The organism is Mycobacterium sp. E342 (genome assembly GCF_001667665.1).
Classification (GTDB): domain Bacteria; phylum Actinomycetota; class Actinomycetes; order Mycobacteriales; family Mycobacteriaceae; genus Mycobacterium.
In genome coordinates this window covers 1-8,973 of record NZ_LZJM01000314.1, presented here as the reverse complement: position 1 = coordinate 8,973, position 8,973 = coordinate 1, and the positions used below count along the sequence as shown (strand labels likewise).

8 protein-coding genes and 1 pseudogene are annotated in these 8,973 nt (G+C 70.4%); all 9 read right to left on the bottom strand.

Annotated elements, in window-relative coordinates; translation table 11 throughout:
* Positions 1 to 165: 165 nt before the first annotated feature.
* Positions 166 to 453 (bottom strand): hypothetical protein, encoded by a 288-nt coding sequence (locus A5692_RS25865; RefSeq protein WP_068061887.1) that lies wholly within the window; start codon positions 451 to 453, stop codon positions 166 to 168.
* Between the two features lie 195 nt (positions 454 to 648).
* A complete protein-coding gene (locus A5692_RS25860; protein WP_156766286.1) occupies positions 649 to 1,593 on the bottom strand; it encodes a Ppx/GppA phosphatase family protein in 945 nt (314 codons plus the stop codon).
* Positions 1,587 to 2,075 (bottom strand): DUF501 domain-containing protein, encoded by a 489-nt coding sequence (locus tag A5692_RS25855; protein WP_068061881.1) that lies wholly within the window; start codon positions 2,073 to 2,075, stop codon positions 1,587 to 1,589. The genes A5692_RS25860 and A5692_RS25855 overlap by 7 nt, the downstream gene beginning before the upstream one ends.
* On the bottom strand, positions 2,068 to 2,739 hold the full coding sequence (locus A5692_RS25850; protein ID WP_068061879.1) for a septum formation initiator family protein: 672 nt from the start codon (positions 2,737 to 2,739) through the stop codon (positions 2,068 to 2,070). The genes A5692_RS25855 and A5692_RS25850 overlap by 8 nt, the downstream gene beginning before the upstream one ends.
* 1 nt (position 2,740) lies before the next feature.
* Entirely contained in the window at positions 2,741 to 4,030 is a 1,290-nt protein-coding gene (eno, locus tag A5692_RS25845) for a phosphopyruvate hydratase (protein WP_068061877.1), read from the bottom strand.
* Positions 4,031 to 4,100: 70 nt separating this feature from the next.
* Positions 4,101 to 4,829, bottom strand: a complete 729-nt coding sequence (locus A5692_RS25840) for a lytic transglycosylase domain-containing protein (protein WP_156766287.1) — start codon at positions 4,827 to 4,829, stop codon at positions 4,101 to 4,103.
* Between the two features lie 103 nt (positions 4,830 to 4,932).
* Positions 4,933 to 5,952, bottom strand: coding sequence for a nucleoside triphosphate pyrophosphohydrolase (locus tag A5692_RS25835; RefSeq protein WP_068061870.1), 1,020 nt, complete (start codon positions 5,950 to 5,952; stop codon positions 4,933 to 4,935).
* 29 nt (positions 5,953 to 5,981) lie between these two features.
* Positions 5,982 to 6,053, bottom strand: a pseudogene (locus A5692_RS30065) (hypothetical protein); the annotation flags it as partial.
* Positions 6,050 to 8,973: transcription-repair coupling factor (gene mfd, locus A5692_RS25830; RefSeq protein ID WP_068061866.1), on the bottom strand; the 2,924-nt coding region annotated here is incomplete at its 5' end. The pseudogene A5692_RS30065 and the gene mfd, both read right to left, overlap by 4 nt.

Here is an 8,973-nt window from a genome sequence, read left to right as displayed (position 1 = left end):
GAGCCCGAAGCCCTGGTCACATCGGTCACTTCCGCCCCCGTGTCGGGGAATCGTCGATGTGCCCGCCTCACAGCGACTTTCGCCTCGCAGGGGTTGGGGCTCGCGGAGGGTGAGTCACATCCGCCACACTGGCCCCTGGCCGGACGAATCGACGAGTTGCCCGCCTCACAGCGACAACCTCGCCGCCTGCCGCAGAGCCAGCACGCGTTGGTGGATTCGGTACTCGGTAGAGCGCGGGATCAGTCTCGGCCCGTAGCGTCCGCGGCCCATGCGACGCACCCTGCCTCGGCCGATCTCCCATCGCAAGGCATCGGAGATGACCTTCGATGCCCTGCCGCGGATCTGAAAACCCTGCCCGGTAAGGGCTTCGATCATCTCACCGACGGTCGCCGGCCCGTGGTGCGCAAGGTGCATCGTCAGCACGTAGCGCAGCTCGATTCCCTGGATATTCATCGCCGTACCATGGCATACCGGTCCGACAACCCAGTTGTCGCTGTGAGGCGGGCACATCGCCGCTCCCTCCGGCGAGAAACACGTGTGGCCGCTGTGACTCAACCCGATCGCCCAAGCCCAACAGTTGGCGGTTGTCGCTGTGAGGCGGTCAACTCGCCGCTCCCTCCGGCGAGAAACGCATGTGGCCGCTGTGACTCAGCCCGCGATAGACAACACGATCCCGTCCAGGATGTCGTGCTCGCTGACGGTCAGCTCGTCGATGCCGGCGCGGGCGCGCAACTCGCGCGCCAACTCCTCGACCACGATCGCGCCACCACCGATCACGTCCGCCCGCCCCGCGTGCATGGGCCCCAACGCGGCGCGCTCGGACCGGGTCATGCCGATCAGCCGCTCGCACACCGCCAGCAGGTCGCCGCCGGGAACGCGCGAAAGATGAATGGCCGCAGAGTCATACGCCGTCATGTTGTGGGCCAGCGCGGACAGCGTGGTCATCGTCCCGGCCAGCCCGACCCAGGTCCGCGCGCCCTCAACGGGCACCACGCCCAGCGCGACGTCCAGCCGCTCGCGCACCACCGCTCGGGCCGCGGCCACCTCCTCGGGCGTCGGCGGGTCCGAGTGCAGGCAGCGCTCGGTCAGCCGCACGCAGCCGATGTCGGCCGAGTAGCTCGCCGCCACCGAGTCACCACCCACGACGATCTCGGTGGATCCTCCCCCGAGGTCCACCACCACGAAAGGCCCAGCCGCAGGGTCTAATTCGCCGACGGCACCGCGGAACGACAGGGCGGCCTCCTCGGCTCCGGTGATCACCTCCGCCACCGCGCCCGGCACCACCGCGCCCAGCACGTCGGCCGTCATCTCAAAGAAGACGTCGCGATTGGCGACGTCGCGAGCGGCCGAGGTGGCCACCATCCGCACCCGCTCGACGCGGTGGCGGCTGAGCAGAGCGGCGTAGTCGGTCAGCGCCTCCCGGGTCCGCGCGATCGCCTCCGGCGCGAACTGACCGGTCGCGTCGACACCCTGGCCCAGCCGCACGATCCGGGTCTCCCGGTGCACGTCGCGCAGGCGCCCGTCGGCCACGTCGGCGATCAGCAACCGAATCGAGTTGGTGCCGCAGTCGATTCCGGCGAGCCTGCTCACCACTGCCCGGCCACCAGAATCCCGGTCATCGCGGGCTCGGGCGCCAGAATGGCCAGCGCCTCGTCGCCGAGCGGGTTGCAACCCGGCCCCTTGGCCAACGAGTGCGCGATCAGCACATGCAGGCACTTGACCCGGTCCGGCATTCCTCCCCCGGAAAATGTGGTGCCCAACGGCTCGATCGCGTCCCGCTCGGCCAGATATGACTCGTGGGCCCGCCGATATGCGGCCGCCAATTCGGGGTCGTGCCGCAGCCGTTCGGACATCTCGCGCATCAGCCCCGTCGTCTCCAGCCGGCTTGCGGCGGCGGTCAGCACCGGATGTGTCAGGTAGTACAACGTCGGAAAGGGCGTGCCGTCAGGTAGTTTCGGCGCGGTCTTCACCACTCCGGGATCACCGTTGGGGCAGCGGTAGGCGATATCGAGCACGCCGCGCGGCTCACGCCCGAGCTGACGCGCCACGGCTTCCAGGTCGGCACGCTCAACCACCGGGCGCCGTGGGGTTCGGTGCGGCCGGCGGGACGGGACCGCCCGGGCCGGGTTCGGGTGAGGGCGCATTGGCCGGCGGCAGGTGCGGCGCGTCGGCGATGGTGTGCCACAGCGAGGTGTACCAGGGATCGGTGTTGGCGGGCTTCGCCGCCTGCCCCCCGGGTTCGGACGGGGTCGCCGCCGAAGGCGGAAGCTGCACCTGGAACGGAATGTCGCCGGGCTTCACGAATCCGAGCCGCTCGCGCGCCTGCGCAGCGATGTAGGCCGGATCGCCGAGCTTGGCCTTCCTCTGCTCGAGGTCGGCGATCTGCCGACGCAGCGCGGCTTCGCTCGCCGTCAACTGATTCATCTCCGTGCGCTGCGCGAAATAGGTGCGCACCGGGCCGGCGATGGTCAACGTCAGCACGCAGATCACCGCGGCCAGCACCGCCGCACGCCGGGCGGTGAAACCCAGCCGCTGCTCGGACCGTTGCTCGACGGACTCGGCGACCTGCCGCTTGATCGGCTCGACCACATGCTCGAAAGCCGACCGCGCGCTGGCCTGCTTCGCGGTCGGCGAGGGCTTGGCGGCCGGCTTGGTGGTGCGGCGGCGCCGAACCGGATCCCCGGCCTTCCCCGGACGCGATGCCGGGGAGCGCCGTTTGGGATCCGGCTTGGCGGGCAAGCTATTTGGCCTCCGGCGCATACCGCGGGAACGCCAGATCGCCGGCGTAGCGCGCGGCGTCGCCCAGCGCCTCCTCGATCCGCAGCAGCTGGTTGTATTTGGCGACCCGCTCGCTGCGGGCGGGCGCACCGGTCTTGATCTGCCCGCTGCCGACGGCCACCGCCAGGTCGGCGATCGTGGTGTCCTCGGTCTCGCCGCTGCGGTGGCTCATCATGGTGCGGTACCCGCTGTGGTGGGCGAGCGAAACGGCGTCGAGCGTCTCGGTCAGCGTGCCGATCTGATTCACCTTGACCAGCAACGCGTTTGCGACGCCCTTCTCGATGCCTTCCTCGAGGCGCTCGGGATTGGTGACGAAGATGTCGTCGCCGACGATCTGCACGCGGTCACCGATCGACGCCGTCAGCGCGGCCCAGCCGGCCCAATCGTCCTCGGACAGCGGGTCTTCGATGGACACCAGCGGATAAGAGCCGAGCAGCCCGGCGTAGAACTCCGCCATCTGCTCGGCGCTGCGGGTGCTGCCCTCGAAGGCGTATCCGGTGCCGTCGGTGTAGAACTCGGTGGCGGCGGCGTCCAGGGCCAGCGCCACATCGACGCCCAGCTTGAAACCGGCCGACTCGATGGCCCGGCCGATCAGGTCCAGCGCGGCGGTGGTGCCGGCCACGTCGGGCGCGAAACCGCCCTCGTCCCCCAGGCCGGTGCTCAGGCCCTCCTTCTTCAGCACCGACTTGAGCGAGTGGTACACCTCGGCGCCCCAGCGCAATGCTTCGGCGAAGCTCGGCGCGCCGATCGGTGCCACCATGAATTCCTGGATGTCGACGGCGGTGTCGGCGTGCGCGCCGCCGTTGAGGATGTTCATCATCGGCACCGGCAGGATGTGCGCGTTCGGCCCGCCGATGTAGCGGAACAGCGGCAGCTCGGCGGAGTCGGCGGCGGCCTTCGCGACGGCCAGCGACACACCGAGGATGGCGTTGCCGCCCAGCCGGGACTTGTCGGGGGTTCCGTCGAGGTCGACCAGCGCCTGGTCCACCAACCGCTGGTCGTCAGCGGCCAGCCCGATGACCGCCGGGCCGATCTCGTCGAGAACGGCCTCTACCGCCTTTTGCACTCCCTTTCCGCCGTAACGCGCACCACCGTCGCGCAACTCGACGGCCTCGTGCTCACCGGTCGACGCGCCGGACGGCACCGCCGCGCGGGCAAACGTCCCGTCCGCTAGGGCGATCTCGACCTCGACCGTCGGGTTGCCGCGGGAATCGAGGATCTCGCGGGCCCCGACCTGCTCGATAATCGGCACTGAGTTTCTCCTTGTGTTCCGTAGCTGGTGCCGGCCTCGCCGCCGTTAGCGTAAAGCCTGGTACATCCTGCTACAGCGGGTGACCCGCCGCATAAGCGGTCGCCCAGTCGCGCACCGCCCGCGCGTAGACACCGGAGTTGTTGTAGGCCCGCAGCGCGGTGATCCAGCCGCGCGGTGTGGCCAGATCCTTTCCCCGCCAACACAGGTAACCGGCCGCCGCGAGCGCCGCATCGTCGATGTTGTCCGGGCTGACGCGGCCGTCGTTGTGCGCGTCCACGCCGTACAACCGCCAGGTCTCAGGGATGAACTGCATCGGGCCCATGGCGCGCACCACCCCGTCGTCGTCCGTCGCCGGTTCCTCGCTGTCGACGATGCGCAGGGTGCCGCCACTTCCGTCCAGGCGGACGCCGCGAATCGGGGGGCTGACATCCCCGTTGGGCGCCAGCCGCGCGCCGCGGTAGGTGCCGTGGTGGCTCTCGACCTGCCCGATGCCCGCCAGCGTGGTCCATGCGATGTGGCACTTCGGGTTCTCAACCTCGGCGACCCGGGCGGCGTACGCGTAAGCCTCCAATGCGATCACGGGAATCTCCAAGGTGGCCGACCGTTGTTCGGCCCAGGCCCGAAGCTGGTCCGCGGGCCGGCCGCTGGCGTGCGTGTCCACCGGCGGCACCGGAGCCCCGGCCGGCGGCGGGACGCCCTCCGGAATGAACAGGCTGAGCTGCCATGTGCAGCTGGAGGCCAGCAGCATCGCAGTCGCGCCGATCACGGCGGCCGCGCGCAACCAACGCCTCGGCGACACCATGCTGGTTAAAGCTCCCTCGGACTCCCCTGCACCAACTTCCGCCCCACCATCGTCCCATGGGTTCCAGTGCGCCCGGCCGCGTTCGGGCTCCAGCGCACGATCAGGCGTCGTCGGCCGCGGCGTCCACCGCGGATTCCTCGACCGCCCCGTCGGGCGCGGCCGGCGCATCGGCGGCGGCCCCGCCCGAGGGCCAGTGCTCACGCCACTCGTCTTCCGTGATCTCCCCGAGCGGGGCCACGTCGAACTCCTCGGGGACGCCGACGCCGCGGCGTGTGGCGGCGATCGCCCGCTCGACCTCGCGGACCGTGTCCACGAACTCCAGCACGGCCGTGCGCAACGCACTTTCCGCGTCGCCGTCGGCCGACACGGAAACAGAGGTGATCTCGGCGGGAACGAGGTCGGCGGGTAGGCCGGCCTTCCGGGCCCGCTCGATCACCTTCTGCGCCAGGGCCAGCGCCGGCTGCCCGGTGTGCACGTCGTCCATCACGGATTTCCGCGGCTTTTCGGCCGCCTTGCGCTCTTCCCACTGGGCCAGCTGCTCTTCCAGCGAAATGGTCTGCCCCGCAAGCACACCCGGAACCCGGTTGCCCAGCTTCCGCATCAGTGTGAGCGCGACGTCGTCGATGGTAAAGGGCAGCTGCGGGGCATCTTCGGCGATGCGCGCATGAAAGAGCACCTGCAGCAACACGTCGCCGAGTTCTTCCCGTAGCTGGTCGGCGCTACCGCTGCGCACCGCGTCCAGCAGTTCGTAGGTCTCCTCCAGCAGGAATCGGCGCAAGGAGTCGTGGGTTTGCTCGCTCTCCCACGGACCGGCGGTGCGCAGCTTGTCCATCATCGCGACCACGTCGACCAGACGTTCGCCGCGCGGCGTCTCCGGCGCGGAGATCAATCGCGCGCCCGCCGACAGCCGGGCGGTGACGGCGGGATGGTCGGGGTCCGACGACAGCAGCACCGGCGCCGGATCATCGGGGTCCCCGGCATGCACGGGGCGCGCCGCGGGCAGCGACCACGGCACCGCGACGGGCATCTCCTCGGTGTACTGCACCTCTCCGCCGAGGTGCTCAATGGCCTCGACGGGCACCAGCGACGGGCGACGCGGGTCGCACAAGACGACGATCATGGGCGCCCCTCCTCTCCCCCGCAAGCGGGAGGTACCCCCACATCGCTTCGTCCCCCGCAAGCGGGTGGTACCCCCACTGCATCGTCGCCGGCGCGGATCATCGCGCTTGCCGCTCCTCACTGGACATCGGTGCAGGTGACCCCGTTATACCAATATCGGTCTGGGGCCTACCTTCCAGCGCGGTCACCAGGTTGGCCACCATCTGCACCAACTCGACGTCGCGGATGCGCGCCGCGCCGACCCCGCCGGCCCGCGGGATGGGCACCTGCACGGTGGACGTCGTGGCGCGGTAACTCGCGGCCGGATACATCCGCTTGAGCCGCACCTGGGCCGAGTCGAGCAGCGTCATCGGCGACAACCGCACAGTCGCCGCCGACGGGGCAGACACCTCGGTGATGCCGGCGGCGCGGCACAGCAGCCGCAACCGCGCGACCGCCACCAGGCGCAGTGCCGGTTCGGGCAGCGCACCGTAGCGGTCGACGAGTTCCTCGATCACGGCGCCGATGGCCGCGTCATCCGAAGCGGCGGCCAGGCGACGGTAGGCCTCCAGCCGGAGCCGGTCGCTGGCGATGTAATCCGGCGGCAGGTGCGCGTCCACCGGCAGGTCGATGCGCACGTCCTTGGGCTCCTCGGCGGTGGTCACCGTCTGCCCGTCGGCGGCGGCCCGATAGGCCTCCACTGCCTCGCCCACCAGCCGCACATACAGGTCGAAGCCGACGCCGGCGACGTGCCCGGACTGCTCGACGCCCAGCACGTTGCCGGCGCCGCGGATCTCGAGGTCCTTCAGCGCCACCGCCATGCCGGCGCCCAACTCGTTGTTCTGCGCGATGGTCGCCAGCCGGTCGTACGCCGTCTCGGTCAGCGGTGTGTGCGGCGGATAGAGGAAGTAGGCGTAGCCGCGCTCGCGGCTGCGTCCGACCCGGCCCCGCAGCTGGTGCAGCTGGGACAGCCCGAAGGTGTCGGCGCGCTCGACGATCAGCGTGTTGGCGTTGGAGATGTCCAGCCCCGTCTCCACGATCGTGGTGCAGACCAGGATGTCGTACTCGCGGTTCCAGAATCCCTGCACGGTGCGTTCCAGCCGCTCCTCGGGCATCTGCCCGTGCGCGACGACGACGCGCGCCTCGGGCACCAGCTCGCGGACCCGGGCCGCCGCGCGGTCGATCGAGCTGACCCGGTTGTGCACGTAGAACGCCTGGCCGTCGCGCAGCAACTCGCGCCGCAGCGCCGCCGCGACCTGCTTGTCGTCGTGCGGGCCGACGTAGGTCAGCACGGGATACCGCTCCTCGGGCGGGGTGAGGATCGTCGACATCTCGCGGATACCGGCCAGGCTCATCTCCAGGGTGCGCGGGATCGGGGTGGCGCTCATGGTCAGCACGTCGACGTGGGTGCGCAGCGACTTGATGTGCTCCTTGTGCTCGACGCCGAACCGCTGCTCCTCGTCGACCACCACCAAGCCCAGGTCCTTCCACCGCACCCCGGTCTGCAGCAGCCGGTGCGTGCCGATCACGACGTCGACCGACCCGTCGGCCATTCCCTCGATCACGGCGCGGGACTCGGCGTTGTCGGTGAACCGCGACAGACCCTTGACAGTCACCGGGAAGCCGGCCATCCGGTCGGTGAACGTCTGCAGGTGCTGGTCGGCCAGCAGCGTGGTGGGCACCAGCACGGCGACCTGCTTGCCGTCCTGCACCGCCTTGAACGCGGCCCGGACCGCGATCTCGGTCTTGCCGTAGCCGACGTCGCCGCAGATCACCCGGTCCATCGGGATCGGCTTCTCCATGTCGGCCTTGACCTCGGTGATGGCGGTGAGCTGGTCGACGGTCTCGGTGAAGCCGAACGCGTCCTCCATCTCGGCCTGCCACGGGGTGTCCGGCGCGAACGCGTGTCCGGGGCTGGCCTGGCGCTTGGCGTACAGCGCGACGAGCTCGCCGGCGATCTCGCGCACCGCGCGGCGCGCCTTGGTCTTGGTGTTGGCCCAGTCGCTGCCGCCCAGCTTGGAAAGCGCCGGCGCCTGCCCGCCGACGTATCGCGACAGCTGGTCCAGCGAGTCCATCGGGACATACAGCTTGTCCGACCCACCGCCGCGCTTGCTGGACGCGTATTCGAGCACCAGGTACTCCCGGCGGGCGCCGCCGACGGTGCGTTCGGTCATCTCGACGAACCGGCCGATGCCGTGCTGGTCGTGCACCACCAGGTCGCCGGCCGTCAGCGCCAGCGGGTCGACGGTGTTGCGGCGCTTGGCCGCCAGCCGCTTGCCCTCGACGGCGGTGGCCCGGCTGCCGGTCAGGTCGGTCTCGGTGATGATGACCAGGTTGGCGCCGGGGATGATCACGCCGTCGTGCAGCGGGCCCTTGAGGACGCTGACGATCCCCGGTTTGAGCGTGGTGTCCGCCGCGTCCGGTTCCAGCATGGCGGCGGGGGTGTCGGAATCGGCGAGCCGCTCGACCACCCGATGCGCGGTCCCGACGCCGGGCGCGACCACCGCGGCGTAGCCACCGGTCGAGACGTGGGCGCGCAGCATGGCGAAGACGCCGTCGATGTCGTGTTGATGTCCGCGGGCCGACGGCGCCGCCCGGATGTCCAGCTCCACCGCCGACTCGTCGGACAACTGGCTCAGCGTCCACCACGGATGACCGGACTTCGCCGCCGCGGCGTGCACGTCGTCCAGTTCGGCGAAGCCCGATCCGCCGAACTGCGTCACGTCCACGGGCGCGTCCGTGCCCAGCGCCGCGACCGACCAGGACGCCTCGAGGAATTCGCTGCCCGTCTTGATCAGGTCCGCCGCCCGGGTCCGCACCTTCTCGGGGTCGCACAGCAGCACCGGCGTTCCCTCGGCAAGCTGGTCGGTCAGCAGCACGTGCTCGCCGGGCCGCAGCACCGGCAGCAGCGCCTCCATGCCGTCGACCGCGATACCCTCGGCCAGCTTGGCCAGCATGTCGGTGACGCTGCCGGTGATGGCGGGCTCGGCGCCCGAATGCCGGGCGGCCAGCGCGGCGGCCCGTGCGCGGACGTCGTCGGTCA

Coding starts and splice junctions, on each gene's coding strand:
- A5692_RS25865 (WP_068061887.1), bottom strand. CDS start 453: ATGAATATCCAGGGAATCGAGCTGCGCTACGTGCTGACGATGCACCTT.
- A5692_RS25835 (WP_068061870.1), bottom strand. CDS start 5,952: ATGATCGTCGTCTTGTGCGACCCGCGTCGCCCGTCGCTGGTGCCCGTC.